Source organism: Arthrobacter sp. zg-Y20 (assembly GCF_030142075.1).
Lineage (GTDB): Bacteria > Actinomycetota > Actinomycetes > Actinomycetales > Micrococcaceae > Arthrobacter_B.
In genome coordinates, this window is sequence record NZ_CP126241.1 from 1,917,371 (window position 1) to 1,941,148 (window position 23,778).

General features: G+C 66.6%; 20 protein-coding genes. 10 read left to right on the forward strand and 10 right to left on the reverse strand.

The features are described 5' to 3' along the window. Window positions 1-50: 50 nt before the first annotated feature. Genes QNO06_RS09185 through QNO06_RS09195 form a run of 3 tightly spaced genes read right to left on the reverse strand, consistent with a single transcriptional unit; the run spans window position 51 to window position 1,640 of the window. Entirely contained in the window at window positions 51-923 is an 873-nt protein-coding gene (locus tag QNO06_RS09185; protein WP_227911350.1) for an SURF1 family cytochrome oxidase biogenesis protein, read from the reverse strand. After that, window positions 924-1,220 (reverse strand): hypothetical protein, encoded by a 297-nt coding sequence (locus QNO06_RS09190; protein WP_227911351.1) that lies wholly within the window; start codon window positions 1,218-1,220, stop codon window positions 924-926. A 9-nt stretch (window positions 1,221-1,229) separates the two neighbouring features. Beyond that, the gene (locus QNO06_RS09195; RefSeq protein ID WP_227911352.1) at window positions 1,230-1,640 is read right to left on the reverse strand and encodes a DUF3099 domain-containing protein; all 411 of its coding nucleotides are present in this window, start codon (window positions 1,638-1,640) and stop codon (window positions 1,230-1,232) included. 126 nt (window positions 1,641-1,766) lie between these two features. On the opposite strand from QNO06_RS09195, the gene QNO06_RS09200 reads away from it, so the two are divergent. Then, a complete protein-coding gene (locus QNO06_RS09200) occupies window positions 1,767-2,495 on the forward strand; it encodes a beta-ketoacyl-ACP reductase (RefSeq protein WP_227911353.1) in 729 nt (242 codons plus the stop codon). A 119-nt stretch (window positions 2,496-2,614) separates the two neighbouring features. Then, window positions 2,615-3,370 carry an SDR family oxidoreductase gene (locus tag QNO06_RS09205; protein WP_227911354.1) on the forward strand — a complete coding sequence of 252 codons (756 nt, stop codon included), beginning with the start codon at window positions 2,615-2,617 and terminating at the stop codon, window positions 3,368-3,370. On the opposite strand, the gene serB is transcribed toward QNO06_RS09205, so the two are convergent. After that, a complete protein-coding gene (gene serB / locus QNO06_RS09210) occupies window positions 3,367-4,272 on the reverse strand; it encodes a phosphoserine phosphatase SerB (RefSeq protein WP_227911355.1) in 906 nt (301 codons plus the stop codon). The genes QNO06_RS09205 and serB overlap by 4 nt on opposite strands. A gap of 127 nt (window positions 4,273-4,399) precedes the next feature. On the opposite strand from serB, the gene QNO06_RS09215 reads away from it, so the two are divergent. The 6 genes from QNO06_RS09215 (at window position 4,400) to QNO06_RS09240 (ending at window position 9,105) form a co-directional block, all read left to right on the forward strand. Further along, entirely contained in the window at window positions 4,400-5,188 is a 789-nt protein-coding gene (locus tag QNO06_RS09215) for an ABC transporter ATP-binding protein (protein WP_227911356.1), read from the forward strand. Between the two features lie 13 nt (window positions 5,189-5,201). Then, the gene (locus tag QNO06_RS09220) at window positions 5,202-6,005 is read left to right on the forward strand and encodes a TrmH family RNA methyltransferase (RefSeq protein ID WP_227911357.1); all 804 of its coding nucleotides are present in this window, start codon (window positions 5,202-5,204) and stop codon (window positions 6,003-6,005) included. 139 nt (window positions 6,006-6,144) lie between these two features. Beyond that, window positions 6,145-7,107: a hypothetical protein gene (locus QNO06_RS09225; RefSeq protein WP_227911358.1), complete on the forward strand. Its 963-nt coding sequence runs from the start codon at window positions 6,145-6,147 to the stop codon at window positions 7,105-7,107. 131 nt (window positions 7,108-7,238) lie between these two features. After that, the gene (locus QNO06_RS09230) at window positions 7,239-7,496 is read left to right on the forward strand and encodes a type B 50S ribosomal protein L31 (protein WP_227911359.1); all 258 of its coding nucleotides are present in this window, start codon (window positions 7,239-7,241) and stop codon (window positions 7,494-7,496) included. A 113-nt stretch (window positions 7,497-7,609) separates the two neighbouring features. Beyond that, window positions 7,610-8,689 (forward strand): lipoate-protein ligase LplAB, encoded by a 1,080-nt coding sequence (gene lplAB / locus QNO06_RS09235; RefSeq protein ID WP_227911360.1) that lies wholly within the window; start codon window positions 7,610-7,612, stop codon window positions 8,687-8,689. Between the two features lie 77 nt (window positions 8,690-8,766). Beyond that, window positions 8,767-9,105, forward strand: coding sequence for a cupin domain-containing protein (locus QNO06_RS09240; RefSeq protein WP_227911361.1), 339 nt, complete (start codon window positions 8,767-8,769; stop codon window positions 9,103-9,105). A gap of 84 nt (window positions 9,106-9,189) precedes the next feature. Here the strand turns inward: QNO06_RS09240 and pepN are convergent, their stop codons facing one another. The 3 genes from pepN to QNO06_RS09255 form a co-directional block, all read right to left on the reverse strand. Next, the gene (gene pepN, locus QNO06_RS09245; protein ID WP_227911362.1) at window positions 9,190-11,799 is read right to left on the reverse strand and encodes an aminopeptidase N; all 2,610 of its coding nucleotides are present in this window, start codon (window positions 11,797-11,799) and stop codon (window positions 9,190-9,192) included. Between the two features lie 8 nt (window positions 11,800-11,807). Then, complete coding sequence (locus QNO06_RS09250; RefSeq protein WP_227911363.1) at window positions 11,808-13,469, reverse strand: glycosyltransferase-like membrane protein; 1,662 nt, start codon at window positions 13,467-13,469, stop codon at window positions 11,808-11,810. 67 nt (window positions 13,470-13,536) lie between these two features. After that, window positions 13,537-14,592: a YeiH family protein gene (locus QNO06_RS09255; protein WP_227911364.1), complete on the reverse strand. Its 1,056-nt coding sequence runs from the start codon at window positions 14,590-14,592 to the stop codon at window positions 13,537-13,539. 105 nt (window positions 14,593-14,697) lie between these two features. Here QNO06_RS09255 and QNO06_RS09260 point away from each other — a divergent pair, with 105 nt between their 5' ends. Further along, complete coding sequence (locus QNO06_RS09260) at window positions 14,698-17,454, forward strand: cation-translocating P-type ATPase (RefSeq protein WP_227911365.1); 2,757 nt, start codon at window positions 14,698-14,700, stop codon at window positions 17,452-17,454. Here the strand turns inward: QNO06_RS09260 and QNO06_RS09265 are convergent. Beyond that, the gene (locus QNO06_RS09265) at window positions 17,443-18,891 is read right to left on the reverse strand and encodes an SDR family NAD(P)-dependent oxidoreductase (RefSeq protein ID WP_227911366.1); all 1,449 of its coding nucleotides are present in this window, start codon (window positions 18,889-18,891) and stop codon (window positions 17,443-17,445) included. The genes QNO06_RS09260 and QNO06_RS09265 overlap by 12 nt on opposite strands. A 152-nt stretch (window positions 18,892-19,043) precedes the next feature. Next, window positions 19,044-20,300, reverse strand: a complete 1,257-nt coding sequence (glgC, locus tag QNO06_RS09270) for a glucose-1-phosphate adenylyltransferase (protein WP_227911367.1) — start codon at window positions 20,298-20,300, stop codon at window positions 19,044-19,046. A gap of 82 nt (window positions 20,301-20,382) precedes the next feature. Between glgC and glgA the strand changes: the two genes are divergently transcribed. Then, entirely contained in the window at window positions 20,383-21,579 is a 1,197-nt protein-coding gene (gene glgA / locus QNO06_RS09275; RefSeq protein WP_227911368.1) for a glycogen synthase, read from the forward strand. A gap of 86 nt (window positions 21,580-21,665) precedes the next feature. On the opposite strand, the gene QNO06_RS09280 is transcribed toward glgA, so the two are convergent. Next, complete coding sequence (locus tag QNO06_RS09280; protein ID WP_227911369.1) at window positions 21,666-23,777, reverse strand: acyl-CoA dehydrogenase family protein; 2,112 nt, start codon at window positions 23,775-23,777, stop codon at window positions 21,666-21,668. Window position 23,778 lies beyond the last annotated feature (1 nt).

Here is a 23,778-nt window from a genome sequence, read left to right on the forward strand (position 1 = left end):
GATCGTACCGGAAACTCCATGCCCCCAGCTGCCTGGAACCCGGCTGCCTGTTAGAACCCCTGCGCGTCCAGGATTGCGTCTTCCTCTTCTTCGCCGGTTGGTCCGCGCTTTTTCCGCGGCGGACGACGGCGGGACGGAGTCGGATTGGCGGCGATGATTTCGTCGTCGTCGTCCTCGTCATCCTCGATCCCGTCGTAATAGCGGTTCAGGGCTTCCTGACGGGCGGCGTATCCCAGGCCCAGGAACATCATCAACGCGAACCCGTACCACTGCAGTCCGTAGGACAGGTGCAGGCCTTCATCCACTTCCGGCCGCGGCGCAGCTTCGGGGACAACGGCCGTGCGCGGATCTTCGCTGGCCATCAGCCCGTAGGAGCCCTCGTGCAACGGGTACTCCAGTTCGTCCGCAAACGCGGAAAGGTCAATCGACGCGAGCTGGCCTTCGGGAGCCCTGCGAGTCAGCTCCGGCTCGGCGGCCTTGACCCGGGCAACAACGCTGACCCGTCCTTCCGGCGCAGCCGGAATGCTGTCCGGGTGCCCCGCTTCATCGTCGCCGATCGGCAGCCAGCCGCGGTTGACCGCCACCGCCGTGCCGTCGTCGAGCTTGAGCGGCACCAGCACCTCGTAGCCGGGCCGTCCCTTCAGGGGCCGGTTCCGTACAATACGCTGCTCCGAGGAATCGTAGGTGCCCTCCAGGGTCACGGGCAGCCACTCGGCCGATTCGTCGAACCGGTCGAAGTACTTTCCGGCCTCCGCGTACGCAACCGGGGCGGCGTCGTAGTTGGATTCGATGCGCGCACTGTCGGCCAGGGACTCCGTACGGCGGTCCATCTGCCACAGGCCCAGTCCGACGCACGCGGCAGCCAGGACGCAAACCATCACAAGCCAACCGAGCCAGCGGGCGGATAAAAGGAAGCGGTACATCTACAGGGCTCCGCTTTGGGTGCCGGACGCCAGTGGGAGGGTTTCTTTCCACAGGCCTCTGGTGCGCAGGTAGTCCTCCAGCCAGTCGCGGTGCTCGCTGCAGGAAAGCCAGGTCTTTCGGCGCTCGGGGGTGTGGATGCGGGGGTTGTTCCACAACAGCTGCCACGCCGCTTCCTGCCGGCAGGCCTTGCGGGAGCAAATTGGGGTGCCTTCGGGGCCGGCCGGCGCCCCGGATTCGGAGCGGGTACCGGAGTGCGAGCCGGAGAGGCCGCCGGATAGTGAGTCCAAGAGGTTCATGCGCTGGGCTTAGGCCTTGTCGTCGTCGTCGTCGTCGTCATCATCAGTGTTCTCTACTATCTCGCCCGGCACCACGGAGGTCTCGGGGGATTCTTCTGTGTGTGCGGTGTCCGGCGGCGGAGCAGGAGCGTCAATAGCTGCAGCCGGAGGCTGGTTGATCATGGCGTCGGAGGCCTGCATGTTGCGGGTGTCGGCGCCGCCGTTGGCCATGATGACAGCGAAATAGGGCAATACCACTGCACCGGCAATAACCACCCACAACAACCAGCCGTGAACGAAGAACAGCAGGAAAAGGCACACCACGCGGATGCCCATCGACACGCCGTACTTGATCATGCGGGCATGCATCTCATCGGTGTGCGGGTTAGGCGCGGCGGTGATCCGGGGAACACTGTCCCCGCGATTTGTGTCCTTAGCCATCTATAGCAGCCATCACTCTCCAAACAGGTTCGTCCATTCTCTCACTAGCGGGGGCGTTGCAGAAGTTGAATCCGCCGCACGTAGGATCGAGGCAACCCCCATCACAGGCTGAAAGAAGGAAGATCCGTGCAAAGCACCCCAGAAAACGAGTCCGGCCGCAGCGTCCTGGTGACCGGCGGAAACCGCGGTATTGGGCTGGCGATAGCCCAGGCATTCCTGGCCGCGGGAGACCGGGTGGCCATCACGTACCGCAGCGGCGACGTTCCCGAGGGGATGCTGGGCGTCAAGGCCGATGTGACAGATATGGCATCCGTGGACGCGGCCTTCACAGAGGTCGAAGCCGCACACGGGCCGGTGGAGGTGCTGGTGGCCAACGCGGGTATTACCCGCGACACCCTGCTGCTGCGGATGAGTGAAGAGGACTTCGCCGACGTCATCGACACCAACCTCACCGGCGCTTTCCGCGTGGTCAAGCGTGCTTCCAAGGGCATGCTCCGGATGAAGAAGGGCCGCGTGGTGCTGATCTCCTCGGTGGTAGGCCTCTACGGTTCGCCCGGCCAGATCAACTACGCCGCGTCCAAGGCCGGCCTGATCGGCATCGCCCGGTCCCTGACCCGCGAACTGGGCTCCCGGAACATCACGGCCAACGTGGTGGCTCCCGGCTTCATCAACACGGACATGACCCGGTCCCTGCCCGAGGACACCCAGAAGAACTACCTGTCCTCCATCCCGGCCGGCCGGTTCGCGGAGCCCGAGGAAGTGGCCGCCGTCGTCCGCTGGATTGCAGGCGAGGAAGCAGGCTACATCTCCGGCGCTGTCATTCCGGTGGACGGCGGCCTGGGCATGGGGCACTAAGTACCGTAAGTCTCCGGCCCGCATTCGTTGGAGGTTTCCTCAACTGCCTGCGGGCCGGACGGCTGGCAGGATGGGAGTCGGAGCGAGATGCTTAGACACTTTCTACAAAAGGAGTTTGTATGGGCCTGCTTGAGGGCAAAGCCGCGGTTGTTACCGGATCATCGCGCGGAATCGGCGCCGAGGTAGCCCGCTTCCTGGCAGCCGAGGGTGCCGGCGTGGTGGTCAACTACCGCGAGAAGGCACCGCGGGCCAACAAGGTGGTGGCCGGCATTGAGGCCGACGGCGGCCGGGCTGTGGCAGTGGGCGCCGACCTCACCGTTCCAGAAGGACCGGCTGCACTCGTGGCCGCTGCGCAGGAGAACTTCGGCGGACTGGACGTCCTGGTGCTCAACGCCTCCGGCGGCATGGAGACCGGCATGGAGGAGGACTACGCGCTGAAGCTCAACCGCGACGCGCAGGTCAACATGCTCACCCAGGCCCTCGAGGCCATGCCCGCCGGCTCCCGCGTAGTGTTCGTGACCAGCCACCAGGCGCATTTCATCGCCTCGGTTCCCACTATGCCGGAATACGAAGCTGTTGCCTTGAGCAAGCGTGCCGGGGAAGACGCGCTGCGCGCGATGCTCCCGCAGCTTGAGGAAAAGGGGATCTCCCTCGTGGTGGTCTCCGGTGACATGATCGAGGGAACCGTCACCGCAACCCTGCTGGACCGGGCCAACCCCGGCGCAATCGAAGCCCGCCGGGAGGAAGCAGGCCGGCTGTACTCGGTCGCTGAGTTCGGTGCCGAAGTGGCACGCATGGCCACCGCCGATGTTCCCTCCGGCCACACCGAGTACGTGGGCGGCGCCGACTACCTCGCGGCCGGCGAGAACGCCTAGAGCTTCACGAAGTGCTGCACCACGTCCAGGTTGGGCAGGTTCAGCACGGCATCTGCGGCGGCCTGCACTGCCGGCTTGGCGTTGAACGCCACGCCCAGTGCGGCCGCCGCCAGCATGTCCAGGTCATTGGCGCCGTCGCCCACGGCAATGGTGTGTTCCGGTGATACACCCAGTTCACCGGCCCATTCGGCCAGTGACCGGGCCTTGACCGCACGGTCCACCACTTCGCCGGCCACCGCTCCGGTCAGCACACCGTCCTTGATGTCCAGCATGTTGGCGCGGGCGAAGGTCAGTTGCAGGCGGGCAGCCAGCGGATCGAGCACCTGGCTGAACCCGCCGGACACCACTGCCACGCCGTGTCCTGCGGCCAGGAATTCCTTCACCAGCACCTCGGCGCCTGCGGAGAGCTCAATCCGGGTACCCACCTCGTCTATTACGGAAGCGGGGAGCCCGGCCAGTGTCTTCACCCGCGCGTGCAGGCTGGCGGCGAAGTCCAGTTCGCCGCGCATGGCGGCTTCGGTGACGGCTGCAACCTCTGCTTCCCGCCCTGCATGGGCGGCCAGCAACTCAATGACTTCCTGGCGGATCAAGGTGGAGTCAACATCCATCACCAGCAGCTTGCGGGCCTCCTCAAGGAGCGACGGCGGCACCACCGCGGTCTGCTCCCCACCGTTTTTCTGCGGCACCGCTGCCGCAGCGGCCGCAACGGTGCGCCGCAGCCTGGCTGTCCCGCCGTCGTACCCGACAAAAAGCTTGGACACCGTATAGCCGTCCCCTGCAGCGTTCTCCAGCTCTAGGATCCGCGCCCCGATCCCGGTCACTGCGGCCTGCACCGAGCCCAGGTAGGCATCTGACAAGTCGCGCCCATAGCTGACGACACTGTACTCGGGGGTGTTCGGCATGGCATCCGTTCTGCTTGGTCCGGCATCGGGTACCTGTGCGGTACCGGGGCATGCGGGCCGCATTGCACCGGCCGCTGCGGCGTATCGTTTCGCCAATGTCCCTTTCTTTAGCCTAGTGTCTAGTGCTATGAGTGATGTTCTTGAATTTGCCGGCGTGAGCGTGGTTCGCGGCGGTAAGACCCTGTTGGACGGCATTAACTGGCAGGTCAAGGAGGGGGAGCGCTGGGTCATCATGGGGCCCAACGGTGCCGGAAAGACTACGCTGCTGCAGATAGCCGGCGGACGCATGCACCCCACCCGCGGTGTTGCGGGAATCCTCGAAGAAGTCCTGGGCGCGGTGGACGTTTTTGAACTGCGCCCCCGGATCGGCCTCGCATCCGCGGCCCTGGCCGGCCAGATTCCAGAAGACGAAACTGTCCTGAACGTAGTGGTGACCGCCTCCTACGGCGTAACCGGGCGCTGGCGCGAGAAGTACGAGAAGCTCGACGAGCGCCGTGCCTTCCGTCTCCTGCATGACTGGGGAATGTCCACGTTCCTCAACCGCCGCTTCTCCTCGCTGAGCGAAGGTGAGCGCAAGCGCGTGCAGATCGCCCGTGCCCTCATGACCGACCCGGAGCTGCTGCTGCTGGACGAGCCGGCTGCCGGGCTGGACCTCGCCGGCCGCGAGGACCTGCTCTTCCGGCTGGGCGAACTTGCCCGGGACGAGGAAGCGCCCGCCATGGTGCTGGTGACCCACCACTTGGAAGAGGTCCCCACCGGGTTCACCCATGCCCTGCTCCTGCGCGACGGCGGGGTGGTAGCGTCCGGGCCCATTGAAGAGGTCTTCACCGAAGAACACCTAAGCACCGCTTTCGGTCTTCCGCTGGACCTGAAGCGCGACGGCGGCCGTTACTCGGCCACCGCGCGCCGCAGCTAAGGCCAGTGCACGGGTGAGCCTTCAGTACCTGCAGTCCGCCGCCGATCCGCGGGTCAGCGACTACACCTCCCTCACGGATACCTCGCTTCGGCGGCGCCGCGAACCGGAGGAGGGCATGTACATTGCCGAGTCCTCCAAGGTCCTGCGCCGCGCAGTCGACGCCGGCCACCGTCCGCGTTCCTTCTTCCTGGCCGAGAAATGGCTGCCGGACCTGCAGGACGTCCTGGACCGTTTCCCCGACGTCCCCGCCTTTGTGGGTACGGCGGACGTTTTGGAGGAGATCACCGGATTCCATCTGCACCGCGGCGCCCTGGCGGCCATGGAACGGCCGGCTCCCCTGGAGCTGGACGCGCTGCTGGCAACCGCCCGCCGGGTCGCGGTCCTGGAAGACATCGTGGACCACACCAACATCGGGGCAATCTTCCGCTCTGCGGCGGCGCTCCAGGTTGATGCCGTACTGGTCACGCCCCGCTGTGCGGACCCGTTGTACCGGCGCGCCATCCGCGTGAGCATGGGAACCGTCTTCCAGGTTCCGTGGGTCCGCCTGACCGACTGGCCCGGACAGCTTGAACAGCTGCGCGCTGCCGGTTTTGCCACCGCAGCCCTGGCCCTGCGCGAGGATTCCCTGACCCTGGACGAACTCAGTGCCCGTCGGGACGAACGCCTGGCCCTGGTCCTGGGGACCGAGGGGGACGGGCTGGCCGAATCCACCTTGACCGCTGTGGACCTGGCCGTGCGGATTCCGATGAGCGGCGGGGTGGACTCGCTCAACGTGGCAGCCGCCAGCGCCGTGGCTTTCTGGGAGTGCCGGCCCTAACTACACACCGGCTCCAGCTACACACCGGCTCTAGCTACACACCGGACCCGAACTGCTCTTACCCTCGCGCGCCCCAAGTGCCAGACTGTGCCCAGCCACCATCCCCCTGAGCATCCCCCGAGCATCCACCGGAGCCGCCATGGAATCCCGGACCCGACTGGGCACGGTCCTTGCACTGTGCGCAGTACTGCTGCTGCCGCTTTCAGCATGCGGACCGACGGCGGAACAGCTCCGGGAGCGCGCTGCCTCCCCTTCCGCTACTCCGCAGCCGGCCCGCACCGCACCGCCACGGACAGCTGCCCCGGGCCCGGAGAGCCCGCCGCCACCACCGCAGGCACCGGCACCGGAGAGCCCGCCGCCGGCACGCGTGGGCGTAGCCGGAAACCAGATAGGCATGCCCCCGGCAGTGCAGGATGCTTGCCAGTGGCTGCTGCGCGGTGATCCCGAACCGATGTCCGGCACTGAAGCGGCAAGCTGCGTGGCCGCGGCCATCACGGCCGGCGGCGGCGGTGTGCAGACGCTGTCCACCGGCACCAGCTGGCTGCCCGCGGGGGAGTACACCGTCACCTTCGGCACGGTTCCCGCTTTCACCATGGACCTGCACGGTCCCGCGGCCGCCGGTGCTGTGCCCGGCAGTACAGGCACGGACAGTGCGGCAACCGGTGCGGCCCCTGACGGCGCAGGCCTGAAAATCGAAATCCGCGGGGACAACCGGGTGGTGCGGCAGGGCGGGGAGGATATTTCTGCGGACCGGCGCGGCTCCCCGGAACAGGCCTACGCCGCCGTGCTGGCCGATGCCGCCGAGCTGACGGTCCGGCCCGAGCGCGTGGCTGCGATGCTGTCGGCGGCGGAAACGGTGGAGGTGGAGTACGGGGCCGTGCTGGCGGGGGCCGCGTACACGCGCATCAGCGGCAGTTTCAGCAATGCTGCGTCCGACGGCGCGGAACCGGCTTCCCTGGCGGTGATCCCCGAGGGCACGTTCTCTCTGTATCTGGATGACTACTACCGACCGTCCCGGATCGAGATTGCAGGCCTGAACCAGGGCATCCCCTCGCTGTTGACGGCGGTAAACACACAGTGGGGCACGCAGCCGCTGTCCTGACTCGCGGTTGCAGGTGTTTCCTGCCGGCCCGGTAAGTGCGGTAGTATGGATTGCTGGTCGAAACACCGGCCAATAAAGCTTTTAACCCACCTGTGCCTGGCAAAATCCAGGCACCAAAAGAAGGTAAAACTGTGAAGTCTGATATCCACCCCAAGTATGCTCCGGTTGTCTTCCGTGACCTCGCGTCCGACACCGCTTTCCTGACGAGCTCCACCGCCACGTCCTCCAAGACGATCGAGTGGGAAGACGGAAACACCTACCCGCTCATCGAGGTGGAAATCTCCTCCGCATCGCACCCGTTCTACACGGGCAAGCAGCGCATCATGGACTCCGCCGGCCGCGTCGAGCGCTTCAACGCCCGCTTCAAGGGCTTCGGCGCTAAGAAGTAACGTTCGGAAGAACAGCAGTACTTGGAGGAAGGTCCGCCGGCATCAGCCCGGCGGGCCTTTCCCCGTAGTGGGGGACCGCCCGGTCCCGGCACCGGTCAAGATGAGGAGTTGTGATGGCAAGCGCGGATGGAAGCTTCAGCCGGCGGCACGGCGAGTACAAGGTCCCCGGCGGCAAGCTCGTTGTGGTGGACCTCGACGTCCGTGACGGACGCCTTGCAGATGTGTCCCTGGGCGGTGATTTTTTCCTGGAACCCGATGAGGCGCTGCTCGACATCAACGCCGCCCTCGAGGGGCTGCCCGCGGAAACAGGCTTCGGCGACATAGCCGCTGCCGTGCACGCCAGGCTGAGCCCGGACGCCGTGCTCTTTGGCTTCTCTCCGGAAGCCGTGGCGACGGCAGTGCGGCGCGCACTGGGGAAGGCCACCGGCTGGGGCGACCACCAGTGGGAAATCATCCCGCCCACCCCGCTGTCCACGCACATGCATGTGGCCATGGACGAAGTCCTGGCCGAGGAAGTGGGCGCAGGCCACCGGAACCCGACGCTGCGGTTCTGGGAGTGGGAAACTCCGTCCGTAGTGATCGGCAGCTTCCAGTCACTGAAAAACGAGGTGGATCCGGCCGGTGCCGAACGCCACGGCGTGACCGTTGTGCGGCGGATCACCGGCGGGGGTGCCATGTTCATGGAACACGGCAACGCCATCACGTACTCCCTGTACGTGCCCCAGTCCCTGGTGGACGGGCTGAGCTTCGCCGATTCCTATCCCTTCCTTGACGCCTGGGTGATGGAATCCCTGAAGAAGCTGGGCATCCAGGCTTGGTACGTGCCGCTGAACGACATGGCCACGGACCAGGGCAAGATCGGCGGTGCCGCACAGAAACGCTTCAGCAGCGGTGGAATGCTTCACCACGTCACCATGTCCTACAACATCGACGCCGACAAAATGGTGGAGGTGCTGCGCATCGGCAAGGAGAAGCTGTCCGACAAGGGCACCACCAGCGCCAAGAAACGCGTTGATCCGCTCAAGCGGCAGACCGGGCTTTCGCGGGAGGAGATCATTGCGACGATGATCGACACCTTCACCGCCCGCTACGGCGCAGTCCAGGCCGGAATAAGCGATGAAGAGATGGACCTGGCGGAGCAGAAGGTCAAGGAAAAGTTCGACACCGCCGAGTGGCTGAACCGGGTTCCCTGACCCCGGCAGCACCCGGCAGCACCCGGGGCGCGGCAGCCCGGTTACCCTGCCGCGTCCGGAGTGCCTAGACTGCGGGCATGGAGAAAAAGTCCCTTACCGCCCTTGTCCGCCAGCAGATGGAAAGGGCTCACTCGGCCGCCAGCGGCCGCAGCGCCTCCACGGTTTACGGCGGGCACGAGCATGTGCTGCGGCAGACCGTGATTGCCCTGCGGGCAGGGTTTGTCCTGGACGAACATGAAAACCCGGGCGAAGCCACTGTTTTCGTCCTCAAGGGACGAGTCAGCCTGGTCTCCGACGGCGCAACCTGGGACGGCTCCGCCGGAGACCTGCTGATTGTGCCGCAGGCCCGCCATTCAGTGCGGGCCCTGGAGGACTCGGCCATCCTCTTGACCGTCGCCAAACCGCAGCTGGCCTGAGGAACATACCCCAACTGGGCCCCGTCCCTACGGGGCCCAGCAGCGACGGGGCCTAGCAGTGACGGGGCCTAGCAGTGACGGGGCCTACAGGCCGGCTGCCTGGACCCGCAGGGAGCGCAGCAGCTGGTCCTGCTGTTCAATGATGATCCTGCGCAGGGCACCCGGCGCGTCCGGGTGCTGCTCCAGCCATTCCACGGATTTCTGCACCACCGGGTGGTCAGCCGGTGCGGTTCCCGGAGCCGCATCCTGGCCGCCGGGGTAGAGTCCGCCCACTACGCGGGAGGCCAGCTCGATGCTGCGGCTGGACCATACACCCGTGAGGGAGGCAAAGTAGTCCGGGATGTAGCCGTCCAGCAGCTCGTGGCTGCCGAGTCCGAACCCGGTGATGGTGGCGGAGAGCAGTTCATTGGACAGTCCGTTCGAGTGGACGGCGGCCTGCCACGCAGCGTCCTTCACCGCCGGATCCGGGAAGGCCGCGGCTGCCGTGGTGTGTCCCACCCGGCCCGACGCCGTGTTGTCGCGTTCCAGCTCCGCATCCAGTTCCGCCCGGGTGGCGGATCCGGTGGCTGCCAGGGCAACCCACAGCCGCCAGCGCAGGTCCGTGTCGACGGTGAGCCCGCTGATCCCGGCGCTGCCCTCCAGCAGGCTTCGCAGCAGCTCGGCGGAGCCTGCACTGCGCTGCCCGGCGGCGGCAGCCGCCCGTGCCCAGATAACCTGCCGGTCACTGCCCGCCGGTGCCGCACGCAGCTGCTCGGTAATGCAGGCACCGAACTCCCTGCGCAGCTCTTCGCGGCGCGAAGCCGGTGCGTAGTATTCAATGGCGCTGCGCGCGTTATCCAGCAGTACGTTCAGCACGCCTGCACCGGTCTCATGCGGGGCCACCCTCTGCACCAGGTGCACATAGTCCCGGGCGCTGAGCACACCGTCGCGGACGCTGTTCCACAGCGCGGACAGGGCGATGGCCCGGGCCAGGGGATCGGCGAGCAGGTGCAGCGACTCCACCAAAACGGCCAGCGACGCCGGATCAAAGCGGATCTTGGCGTAGGTCAGGTCTTCATCGTTGAGCAGCAGCACCGCAGGACGCTTCCGCCCGATCAGTTCGGGCACCTCGGTGCGGGTCCCGGCTACGTCCAGTTCAACGGTGTCGGTGCGGGCCAGGAACCCGGCGCCGTCAAAGTCGTACAGCCCGATGCGGAGCCGGTGCGGGCGGGGGACCTGTTCCCCGCTGACCGGGTCCGGTGCGTTCTGGCGGATCACCACTGAGGTGTAGGCGCCGTCGTCGTCGGTTTCAGTCTCCGGAACCAGGACAGGCACGCCGGCGGTCTGCAGCCACTGGCGTGCCCAAAGACCCATGTCGCGGCCGGAAGCGTCGGCCAAGGCGGCCAGCAGGTCGTCGAGGGTGGTGTTGCCGAAGGCATGCTCGCGGAAATAGGCACGCGCGGCTTCGATAAACGTCTCGAACCCCACATAGGCCACCAACTGCTTCAGGACTGAGGCGCCCTTGGCGTAGGTAATCCCGTCGAAGTTCTGCTTGGCCGCTTCCAGGTTCGGAATGTCAGCCACGATCGGGTGCGTGGTGGGCAGCTGGTCCTGCACGTAGGCCCAGGCCTTGCGCCGGTTCGCGAAGCTGACCCAGGAATTTGTGAAGTCGGTGGCCCGGTCAACGGCAAGCGCGCCCATGTAGTCGGCGAAGGATTCCTTAAGCCACAGATCGTCCCACCATTTCATGGTCACCAGGTCGCCGAACCACATGTGTGCCATCTCGTGCAGGATGGTGTTGGCCCGGGCTTCATACTGCGCCTCGGTGGCCCGGGAGCGGAAAACATAGGACTCGGTGAACGTGACCAGGCCGGGATTTTCCATGGCGCCGAGGTTGTATTCGGGGACAAAAGCCTGATCGTATTTGCCGAACGGGTACGGGTACGCGAACAGGCGGTGGAAGTAGTCCAGGCCCCGCTTCGTGACCGCAAAAATGTTCTCAGGATCGAAGTGCTCTGCGAGGGAAGCACGGCAGTAAGCGGCAAGCGGCACGTGCAGGTCCGTACCGTCGTCGAGCCGGAGGGACCATTCGTCCTCCGCCCGGTGGTACGGGCCGGCCAGCACAGTGGTGATGTAGGTGGAAATCCGCTGGGTGGGAGCGAATTCCCAGCGGGCCAGGCTACCGCCGTCCAGCTCAGTGCGGGCGGTTTCAACACCATTGGAGGCCACCTGCCAGCCGGCAGGGGCGGTCACCGTAAAGCCGAAGGATGCCTTGAGATCGGGCTGCTCGAAGTCAGCGAAAACCCGCCGGGCATCTGCGGGCTCATACTGCGTGTACAAGTAGGTGCGTCCGTCGGCAGGGTCGCGGAACCGATGCAGGCCCTCACCGCTGCGGCTGTACAGGGCGGTGCCGTCCACGGTGACGGTGTTCTGCGGCTGCAGGGCCGGCAGGTGGATGCGGGAACCCTCCAGTGCTTCGGACAGGTCCAGGTCCTTCCCGTTCAGCACTACGGAGCTGACCCCGCCGTGGATGAAGTCCAGGAAAGTTGCGGCTCCGGGCTCGGAGCAGCTGAAGGCAATGGTGCTCCGGGAGCGGAAGCCTTCAGCATCCGGATCTTCGGCATTGCCCAGATCGAGGTGGACGTCATAGGAGGTCACGGACAACAGGCGGGACCGCAGGGCAGCCTCATCGCGGCTCAGGTTCTGGTTAGGCACCTGCCCATTCAATCACTTCCGCGCCGGTCACCGGCAGCGGCGGGTTTTGCGTGGTGCTTCCACTGCCGCAGCCGTTCCAGTACCGCCGCGCAGGAGACGGACGCCAAGATGATGAAGTACGGCACGTATAGGTAGAGGAAGCGTGCCCTTCCCTCAAAGAACAGAAGGAAGACCAGTAGTCCGAGCAGGCAAATGCGCATGGCGGAAAATTCAGGCCTCAGCAGGTGCCGTGTCCGCAGCAGCAGCGGCACGGCGGCCAGTGCCAGGACGGCAAACCATGTTCCCTGCCAGATGGAGAGCATCCATTGGAAATGCGCACCGGTATTGCCCAAAAGATCCTGGAGGGCACGGTCCGCGCCCAGGTTCGAGAGGAAATCCGCGCCCGTCAGCCGGCCCTCACCCCAGGCAAAGAAGGATCCGTCCCCGGTCACCCAGAGCAGTTTGTCAGCCAGGAATTCTGCGTAGCCGCCGGCACCCATCGCGTCGACCCGTTCGAGGTACGTGTCCAGGCCCGCCTGGAACTTGGCGCTGCTGCCGTGGATCGCCACGGTGTCCTCATAATCGGACTGGTTATAGGAACCGTAATAGGGCCCGTTGGGGCTCTCGGCGGTCTGCGCCCCGACTTTGAGGAAGTGGCCGGGATTCATGGCATCCGGGTTGTTGGAGAGGTCGAAGGCTACCACCGGGGTGTGCTGCATAAAGGCGAAGATGAGCCGGTTGCCGATCAGGAAACTGCCCGCAACCACGGCAACCGCTGCCAGCAGGACGGCGGTGTTCCTCCGGCGGGCGAGCATGCACAGGACGGTTATGCCGGCGGCAATCAAACAGAAGACAACTGTTGGCTTGATGCCCGTTCCTATGGCACCCAGGCCTCCGGCCAGGATCCATAGTGCCGCCTTCAGGTACACCCGCCGGGTGTGGCAGGAGGCCAGCAGCAGGCATAGGACCAGGACCGGGAAAAGCGCTCCCGCAGTGTCCGAGTACAGCACGCCGGCCCATGGCGAGAAGGTCAGGAACACGGCTGCGGGGAGGATGGTCAGGGCGGCCGCCTTCGGACCGGCCAGCATCCGTGCGGCGCAGTAAGTCAGGACGGTGGCAGCAAACAGGACCAGGCTGTTAAGGAATGCCGCGGCCATGGCCAGGTCAGTAAGCCCCAAGGCGAGGACCAGGGCGTAATACGCCGCAAGCAGCAGTGTCAGCAGCAGGTTGTTGGGGTTGATCTGAAAGTACGGAGTCACCGCGGTCAGTGTTCCGCCGGCCAGTCCGGCGGCGGACTCGTGGATCGCGAACACGTCCCAGTCCGGAGGAAGCCGCACGGCGTAGGCCACGCGCATCTGAGCGGCAAACAGTGCCGTCCACACCAGGGCGCCCGCCAGCACCCTCCATGCGCGGTGCCGCCCCGCCAGCCGGGCTGTCCGGCCCACCACCAGGTAGGCGACCGCCGAAAGGACCAGGAAGGCCGCCACAGCGGCCAGCGACCAGCCGGTCCGGTAGCGGGAAAAACCGAAGTGCGGATCAAACAAATTGCCCAGCACTGCCCAGGCGGCGACGGCGCAGAACACCAGTCCGATGCCTGCCGGCCAGGCCTCCGGGCCCCGGAGCACCCGTGGCAGCCACCGAAACCGGCTCTTCTGCTGCGTGTCCCGCTGATGGCTTGCTGCAGCGCGCATGCGCAACCGTAGCTACCGTGCGGGCTCCATGAACAGGGCCTTGGGCCATTTACGCCGCTGCGCCCGCCTAAGTGCCCAGCCCGAATGCCACCGCCAGGCCCAGTCCGGCCACCCAGGCCCAGGCCGCGAGGGCCGCCGCTACGGCCCGGATGCCGGAGGCAAAGAGTGCCTTCACCCGCACGCCGGCGCCAAGCCCGAACAGTGCCGCGGCGAAGAGCAGCTCCTGCAGCACGGCCGCGGCATCCAGCGCGGCAGCGGGCAGCAATCCGGTGGTCCGGACCAGGATCAGCGCCAGGAAGCCCAAGACGAACAGCGGTACCAGGGGCGGCTGTTTGCCGGCCCTGCCATCCCCGCCCGCCTTGCCGGCCTTGCCCGCCCTGCGCGCCAGCAAGCCGGCGGCAGCGGTCATGGGCGCCAGCAGCACTACCCGCGCCAGCTTCACGACGACGGCGGCGGCCAGCGCCGCGGAACCGGCGGTCTGCGCCGTGGCCACCACCTGCCCTACATCGTGCACTGACGCCCCGGCCCAGGTCCCGAAGACTTCCGGGGCGAGGTGCAACAGCGAGCCGGCCAGCGGAAGGGCCGCGATGGCCAGGGTTCCGCACAGCGTGACCAGCGCAATCGGCACCACCGTGTCTTCGGTGCGGGTGCGGCGGACCGCCGCCACGGCACCGATGGCGGATACACCGCAGATCGAGAACCCGGCAGCGATCAGGACCGGTTCCTCACCCGGCAGCCGGAAGAGCCGGCAAATCCCGTACGTACCCGCGAACGCGGCCAGGACCAGGGCCACCACCAACCCCAGGGCGGCCCAGCCCAGTCCGGCAATGTCCACCAGGGAGACCTTCAGGCCCAGGAGCACAATGCCGGTGCGCAGGAACTTCCGGGCAGCCAGGGCCAGCCCGGGCTTCCACGTCCCGGCAGCCTTTGGTGCCGCCCCCGGCAGATTGGCGGCCACCAGCCCCAGCAGCACAGCTGCCGTCAGCACCGGCACAGCGGGCACCAGTGCGGAGATCAGATAGGCGGCGGCGACGGCCGTACCGGCGGCGATGAGTCCGGGGACCAGGGCGGCGCGGCCGGCCGGCGGCTGAGGAACGGGCGGGGGAGGAGCGGAGGATGGCACGGTTACACCCTGCCGCAGTATGCATGCTTTGCCAAAGCGTCCGCCGCCCTGCCCGCGTTGCTACCATGGGTGGCACCATCTTCAAGACCCCTCGGGGGAGCGCCCATGAGTTTGCAGGCCAACGGCAGCGGTCCCGGTGACACTCCTGCCGCCCCAAACGAGCTGTCCGCCCCCTGGCTGTTTACCGCCGGCCAGGTGGCGTCCGCCCTGGGCACCGATCCGGGCGCCGGCCTCGACGCCGGCCAGGTCCGGGAGCGCGCGGAGCGTTACGGTCCCAACCAGCTTGCTGAAGGAAAACGGGTGCCCGTCTGGCGGAAAATCCTCTGGCTCCTGTCCGACCGGCTGACCGTTGTCCTGATCATTGCCGCAGTTGTCAGCGCGGTGGTCTCCCGCGAATGGGAGACGCCGGTGGTGATCCTGCTGGTGATCGTCCTGAACACCGTCCTGAACTACGTGCAGGAGCAGCGAGCCGAGTCCAGCCTGGAGGCGCTGCGCAGTGCATCCGTGGACACCTGCCGGGTGCTGCGCGGGGGAACCCCGGCAACGGTGGAACGAACTGATCTGGTACCCGGCGACGTCGTGCTGCTGGAAGCCGGTGACAGCGTGCCCGCCGACGGGCGGCTGCTCGAAGCCGTGCGGCTGCAGGTGGCCGAGGCCGCGCTGACGGGGGAGTCCAAGCCCGTCAATAAGGGGACAGGAGTGCTGGCGGATCTCCGGCTGCCCCTGGGGGACAGGACCAACCTGCTGTACATGGACACGGACGTCACGCGCGGGCGGGCCGAGCTGCTGGTGACCGGAACCGGCATGGACACCCAGATCGGCACCATCGCCCACCTGCTGGGCAGCACCACCGAGGAAAAAACCACCCTGCAGCGCAGCATCGACCAGTTGGCGAAAGTCCTGACCTACATTGCGTTGGCCGTGGTCGCCCTCGTGTTCGTGCTGGGGCTGCTGCGCGGGGACAGCTGGGAGGACCTGTTCCTGACGGCGGTGTCCCTGGCGGTGGCCACCATCCCGGAGGGACTTACCGCCGTCGTCGCCTTCACTTTGGCGATGGGTGCCTCCCGCCTGGCCGCGCGCGGCGCCATCATCAAGCAGCTGGCAGCAGTGGAGACGCTGGGGAGCACCTCGCAGATCTGCACCGACAAGACCGGCACGCTCACGCTGAACGAAATGACGGTCCGCCGGCTCTATGCTCCGGATGGCCGCCGCTTCCGGGTCACCGGTTCCGGCTACTCCACGGACGGTAAGATCCTCAGCCCGGACGGGCAGCCCGTCCCCGTCCTCACCGAGGCGTACCTGGCGATGGCGCTGTGCAACGACGCGTCGGTGGAGGACGGCCGGCTGACGGGAGACCCCACGGAAGGGGCACTGGTGGTGCTGGCGGAAAAGGGCGGCATCGACGTGGCCGGCGCCCGCGCCACGCACCGGCGCCTTGCCGAGGTGCCCTTCGACTCGGACTACAAGTTCATGGCCACTTTCAACCGGACCTCCGACAGCACCGCCGTGCACTGCAACGTGAAGGGCGCACCCGGCGTGGTCCTTGACCGTGCGGCGTTCCTTATGACCGCGGACGGTCCCGTTCCCCTGGGTCCAGAGGAACGGGCACGCATCAGGCACGACGTCGATGCCCTCGCCACGGCGGGGCTGCGCACCATGGCAGTGGCGGGACGGGTAATGGATGCACCGCTGCCGGCCGGTCCCGAGGCGCTGTCGGCGGAGGCAGCGAACCTGGTGCTGTACGCCGTCGCGGGCATCATGGATCCGCCGCGGCAAGAGGCCGGCGAGGCGATCGCCCGGGCCCACGCCGCAGGCATAGACGTCCGCATGATCACCGGAGACCACTTGGTTACCGCGTCAGCCATCGCCCGGGACCTGGGGATCGGGGGCCGCGCCGTCGCCGGCACAGCCCTCGATGCCATGGATGACGGGCAGCTGCGCGGGGAAGCCCCCGGGCTCGGGGTTCTGGCCCGGGTTTCGCCCGAGCACAAGATCCGCATCGTCAAGGCGCTGCAGGCAGACGGGTACGTGGTTGCCATGACCGGCGACGGCGTCAACGATGCACCGGCACTGAAGCGTGCGGATATCGGCATCGCCATGGGCATCACCGGCACCGACGTGTCCAAGGGTGCGGCGAAGATGATCCTCACCGATGACAATTTCGCCACCATTGTGGCCGCTGTCGAGGAGGGCCGGGGGATCTATGACAACATCCTCAAGTTCGTCCGGTTCCAGCTGACCACTGCGTGGGGGTTCGTGCTGATCTTCCTGGCCGCGGCCACCTTCGGCTTTGGCGGCGGGGCGCCGTTCACTGCCCTGCAGATCCTATGGGTGAACATCATCATGGACGGACCGCCGGCCTTGGCGCTGGGGGTGGACCGTACCGACCCAGAGGTGATGAACAGGCCCCCGCGGCGGGCGGACGAGCCGCTGCTGACCGGGCGGCGGATCGCCGTGCTGACACTGCTGGGCATCGTGATGGCAGCCGGGACCTGCATCGTGCTGGTCGGCGCACCGCACTGGTTCCCCGAAAGTGCCGGCAGCACCAATTTCGCCACCACCATGGCCTTCACCACGTTCGTGTTCTACCAGGTCTTCAACCTGCTCAACGTCCGCTCCGAGACCGGCAGCGTGTTCTCGCTGCGCACCTTCACCAACCGTGCTGTCTGGGTGTCCCTGGCCGCCGTGGTGGTCCTGCAGGTGCTGGTGGTTCAGCTGAGCATCTTCGAGGGATTCTTCGATACCGTTCCGCTCACCTCCGCACAGTGGTTCCTCTGCCTGGCAGTGGGTGCCACTGTGCTGGTGTTCTCGGAGCTCGGCAAGGCGGTGCAGCGGATTGCCGCCCGGCGCCTACCAGGGTGAGGGCTTGTAGTCCTTCAGGAAGACCCCGTACTGGTCCTCACCCTTCTCGCCCATCACAATCGGGTCATACACCCGGGCTGCGCCGTCCACCAGGTCCAGCGGGGCGTGGAAGCCCTCCTCGGCCAGGCGCACCTTGGTGGGGTGGGGGCGCTCGTCCGTAATCCAGCCGGTGTCCACCGCGGTCATCAGGATCCCGTCCGTATCCAGCATTTCCTGGGCACTGGTGCGGGTCAGCATGTTCAATGCGGCCTTGGCCATATTCGTATGCGGGTGCCCGGGGCCCTTGTAGCGCCGGGAGAACTGCCCTTCCATGGCGGAGACGTTCACGATGTACTTGCGCCGGGCGGGCGAGGCTGCCATGGCCGGACGCAGCCGGTTAACCAGCAGGAACGGGGCGGTGACGTTGCACAGCTGGACCTCGAGCATTTCCAGCGGGTCCACCTGGTCCACAACCTGGGTCCAGCTGTTGATCGGCGCAGTGTCCGGCACCAATCCGCCGGCATCGATGGCGGTTCCGGCTTCCATCCGGGCCAGCGAGGAGGAGCCTGCAGTCAGCGCGAGTGAGGTCACGGCGTCGGCGGCCAGCACCGGATGCGCTGCGACCGACCCGGCCAGGGCGGTGGGGTGCGCGTCATAGGTGTGGCCAAAGGTGACCAGCTCCGGCATGGGTCCGTCCGGCAGCGGCGCCAGCTCGGCGTCGGTCAGCGGCCGGTAGGCGTTCGCCGAGCGCCGCACGGTCTGGGCGGCGTTGTTGATCAGGATGTCCAGCGGCCCGGCCTCGGCTACGGATTCGGCCAGGGAGATCACCTGCGCCGGGTCGCGCAGGTCAATGCCCACAATGCGCAGCCGGTGCAGCCAGTCCCCGGAGTCCTCCATGGCCGCAAAACGGCGGGCGGCGTCCTTGGGGAAGCGGGTGGTGATGGTGGTGTGCGCGCCGTCCCGCAGCAGCCGCAGGGCAATGTACATGCCGATTTTCGCCCGACCGCCGGTCAGCAGCGCCCGCTTGCCCGTGAGGTCGGTGCGGGCGTCGCGCTTGGTGTGGCTGAACGCGGCGCACTCGGGGCAGAGCTGGTGGTAGAAGGCATCCACCACGGTGTAGGGCTGCTTGCAGATGTAGCAGTTGCGCGGCTTCAGCAGCGTCCCGGCGGACGGACCATGCGCTGCACTGGTGAGCTGCGCACCGCGGGTCTCGTCATCAATCCGGTCTGCTGCGCCGGTGGCGGTGAGGGCGACGACGGCGCGGTCCGCGTCCGCCACGGCCGAACGCTTCTCGTTCTTCCGGTGCTTCTTCACCGACTTGAACATTTTGGCGGTGGCCCGCCGGACCGCAACGTAGTCGGGGTCTTCCTCATCCAGGACATGGATGGAGGCCAAGACCTTCAGGGCGGTTTCAATATCTTCCGGGCTGAATTCTTCCGGGACTTCTGGGGTGCTCATGTGGACCTTCTGCTCATCGGCCCCGGCGGATACACGGGACCGGCGCATTGGGTGCGCACTTCGAGGATACCGGAGAAGCAGTCCCGTCCCCGTATCGGGCGCGGGGGCACCGGGCGTATCTCACACCCGGTGCCCCCGGAGGCCGGCAGGACCTATTCGGCCGGAGCCTCCACCGGCACCCGCTGGCCCTTGCTCAGCACGGTCAGTCCGGACTCGGTCACAGTGAACCCGCGGCGCAGGTCCAGCTCCCGGTCCACACCCACGGTGGCGCCGGCCGGAATGCGCACGTTCTTATCGATGATCGCGCGGCGGACCACCGCACCCTCACCCACATACACCTTGTCCATCAGCACCGAGTCGGTGACGACGGCGTTGTGGTCCACATAGACGTCCTGCGCCAGCACGGAGCCGGTGACGGTGCCGCCGGAGATCACGGTGCCGTCGGAAACAATCGAATCAAACGCGGTACCGGCCTGCTCCGAGGCGCTGCGCACGAACTTCGCCGGCGGGGAGACGCTCTGCCGGGTGTAGATGGGCCACTTCAGGTTGTACAGGTTGAAGGCGGGCAGCGGCGAGATCAGGTCCATGTTGGCGTCATAGTAGGAGTCCAGGGTGCCTACGTCCCGCCAGTACTGGTGATCACTGCCGGTGGCACCGGGAATCACGTTCTGGGTGAAGTCGTATACGGCCGCGTCCTGCCGCTCCACGAAGTAGGGGATGATGTCCCCGCCCATGTCGTGCTTGGTGATCAGCCGCTCGGCATCGGCCTGCAGGGCTTCGACCAGGGCGTCGGTGTTGAAGACGTAGTTGCCCATGGACGCAAGGAAGCTGCCCGGATCATCCGGCAGCCCGGGGGTGGTCTCGGGCTTCTCCACGAACGCGGAAATCATGCCGGGATTTGCCGGGTCCGTTTCGATGACGCCAAACTGATCCGCCAGATGCAGCGGCTGCCGCACGGCGGCCACGCTGACCGAGGCTCCGGAGGCAATATGCGCCTCAACCATCTGCGAGAAGTCCATTCGGTACACGTGGTCCGCACCGATCACCACGACGATGTCCGGCTGGGCGTCATCGATCAGGTTCATGGACTGGTAGATGGCGTTCGCGCTGCCCAGGAACCAGCTTTTGCCGACGCGCTGCTGCGCCGGAACCGAGGCCACATAGTTCTGCAGCTGCGTGGACAGCCGCCAGGTCTCGGAAATGTGCCGGTCAAGGCTGTGCGACTTGTACTGGGTGAGGACCACTATCTGCAGGTACCCGGAATTCACCAGATTTGACAGTGCGAAGTCGATAAGCCGGTACCGCCCGGCAAAGGGAACCGCGGGTTTTGCGCGGTCCGCCGTCAACGGCATCAGCCGTTTGCCCTCCCCACCTGCAAGGACTACTGCCAGGACCTTCTTAGGCGCCATTGTCTTGAACCTCTTCCGCAAAAAAATAAGTCTACTGACTTCACACTAGATCACACGTTGCCCGGTGCACTACGTTGGTTTAGTGCGAGTAGATATTGTGTCGAAGGAATTCCCGCCGGAAATCTACGGAGGAGCAGGCGTTCACGTCGCCGAGCTTAGCCGTGTCCTGGCCGGAGAAGTAGATCTCCATGTGCATTGTTTCGGGGCCGAACGCCCGGAGGATTTCCATGGAGCGAAAGTAACCGCGTACCCCGTGCCGGCGGAGCTGGACAGCGCCAACCCGGCCGTACAGACCCTGGGTACGGACCTTGAAATCCTGGGCGGGCTGGCCGGCGCCGACCTGGTCCATTCCCACACCTGGTACGCCAACATGGCCGGCCATCTGGGCTCGCTGCTGCACGGCATCCCGCATGTCCTGAGTGCGCACAGCCTGGAGCCCCTGCGGCCGTGGAAGGCCGAACAGCTGGGCGGCGGCTACGCGGTGTCCTCCTGGGTGGAGAAAACCGCCTACGAGGCCGCCGCCGCGATCATCGCCGTCTCCGAGGGCATGCGCCAGGACATCCTGCGCAGCTACCCGGACGTGGATCCGGCCAAGGTCAAGGTGGTCCACAACGGCATTGACGTTGAGCAGTGGCAGCCGGTTATCGACCCCGACGGCGTCCGCTCCTTCGACATTGACCCGGACCGTCCCAGCGTGGTCTTTGTGGGCAGGAACACCCGGCAGAAGGGCGTGCCCTACCTGCTGCGCGCCGCAGCGCTGCTGCCGCCGGAGGTCCAGCTGGTCCTCTGCCTCGGTGCCGCGGATACGCCCGAGCTCGCGGCCGAAACAGCCGCCCTGATTGAGGACCTGCGGCGCACCCGTACCGGCGTCATCGTGATCGAGCGGATGCTGCCGCGGGCCGAGCTGATCCGGATCCTCTCCATTGCCACCGTCTTCGCCTGCCCGTCCGTCTACGAACCGCTGGGCATCGTGAACCTTGAAGCCATGGCCTGCGGCACCGCCGTCGTCGCCAGTGCCACGGGCGGCATCCCGGAGGTGGTCGAGGACGGCGTCACCGGGCTGCTGGTACCCATTGACCAGGTCACCGACGGCACCGGCACCCCGCTGGACCCGGAAGCCTTTGTCCGCGACTTCGCCGCAGCCCTGACTACTGTGGTGGCCGATCCGGACCTGGCCCGCCGCATGGGGGAGGCCGGGCGCCTCCGCGCCACCGACCAGTTCTCCTGGGAATCCATTGCCGAAGCCACCCTGGATGTCTACCGGTCCGTGCTGGCCTAGCCCGGACACGCAAAAAGCCCGGACACGCAAAAGGCGCTGCCGCATTTCTGCGGCAGCGCCTTTGTGTTTTCCGGCGTACTTCGGGCTTACTTCTTCCCGGACTTCTTCGACGCCTTCGAGGCAGCCTTTTCGCGGGCGATCAGCACCTTCTCATCCACCGGAGCGGCACCGCTGGCACGCAGCAGGCGCTGGTATTCCATCGCCTCGTCCTGGCGGGCTTTCTCCGCACCGGAAGCGATCTTGGCGCGCAGGTGCTCCTGGCCGTAGCCGAAGGAATCGACCAGGTCCAGGGCGTGCGGGCGGATCTTGGCCAGCAGGCGGTTGATGTAGGGGCCCAGGGTCCGGGCCCGCTGCGCCGAGAGCCGGCCGTTCATCAGGTACCAGCCCAGGTTCTTTTCGATCAGGCACAGGCCGAACAGGTCGCGGACCCAGGTCATGACCTGGCGCGTGCCGGCGTCGTCAATCCGGTCCAGCGCCCGGGTGAAGCCTTCCCACTGCAGCAGTTCGGCGTGGGCGCGCGCTGCTTCGATCAGGGCGTGCTGGTTCTCGTTGAAGACCGCCGCCCCCTTTTCCTTCGGCATGTTGCGGGCGGCCTTCAGCGCGCCGGCCACCTCGGCGACCATGGTGCTTACCCGGTCAGCCAGCAGGTCATGCTGGGCACGGGGATCACGCAGCGCCACGGCGGACTTCTTCTCCGAACCGGAGTCGGCCACGGTCTGCACAATGCGGCGCAGGCCGGTGCGGTGCACGGTGACGTCGGCGGCCTGGCCCACAACGTAGCGGGCCAGCACGCCGAAGTCGGCGCCGGCAAATTCCTTGGCGTAGTCAGCCAGCAGGCGCTTGGCGACCAGCTGCAGCAGCACCGTGTTGTCACCTTCGAAGGTGGCGTAAATGTCCAGGTCCGCGCGCAGTGCGGTGAACCGGTTCTCGGCAAGGAAACCCGCACCGCCGGTTGCTTCGCGGCATTCCTGCAGCGTGTCCAGGGCATGCCAGGTGGAGAGGGACTTCAGTGCGGCGGCAAGGGTCTCAAGGTCCTGGCGGTCCGCGTCGGTGTCGTGCGCGCCGGAGAAGACGTCGTCGAACTTCTGCAGCAGTTCCTCGTGGGCAAAGGCGGCCGCGAACGTGGTGGCGAGCAGGGGCAGCAGGCGGCGCTGGTGCTGCTGGTAGTCCATCAGCACCTCTTCCTTGATGTCGGATGCACCGTTGAACTGCCGGCGCTCGGTGCCGTACTGGATGGCGGTCTTCAGCGCCATCTTGCTGGCGGCAACGGCCGCACCGTCCAGGGAGACGCGGCCCTGCACCAGGGTGCCGATCATGGTGAAGAAGCGCCGGCCGGGGCTGGCGATGGCGGAGGTGTACGTGCCGTCTTCGGCTACGTCGCCGTACTTGTTGAGCAGGTTGGTCCGGGGGATGCGCACGTTGGAGAAGTGCAGCCGGCCGTTGTCGATGCCGTTCAGTCCGCCCTTGACGCCGTCGTCCTCGCCGCCCACGCCGGGCAGGAAACCGTTGTCATCGCGCAGTTCCACATAGAACGCGTGGACACCGTGGTCCACGCCCTTGGTGATCAGGTGGGCGAACACAACGGCCGCCTTGCCGTGGACGGCACCGTTGCCGATGTAGTCCTTCCAGGCTGCGCGGAACGGCGTGTTGATGATGAATTCCTGCGCTGCGGCGTCGTACTCGGCGGTGGTCGCGATGCTGGCGACATCCGAGCCGTGGCCGGTTTCGGTCATCGCAAAGCAGCCGGGGGTTTCCAGGCTCATGATGCCCGGCAGCCACTTCTCATGGTGTTCCCGGTTGCCCAGGTGCAGGACGGCGGACCCGAACAGGCCCCACTGCACGCCGGCCTTGATCTGCAGCGACGGATCGGCCACCACGAGTTCCTCGAACCCGGCAATGTTGCCGCCGTGGTTGTCCTCGCCGCCCACATACTTGGGGAAGGCACGGTGAACGGCCTTGGTGTCCACCAGGACCTTCAGCTGGCCCATAACCCGTTCGCGGTGCTCGGTGTGGCTCAATCCGGCGGGGGTGTGCAGCTCATCATGGCCGGCAAGCTCGCGGGCCTGCAGGCGGATGTCCGCCCACTTGCCCAGCAGTGCCCGGCCCAGGGAAGCGGTGTCCACCACAGCGGCATCGTTGTCGCTGATGGTGGCGCTGGCCGGCAGCTGGCGTTCGGCGGGGGAAAGTGTTTGCGTCATT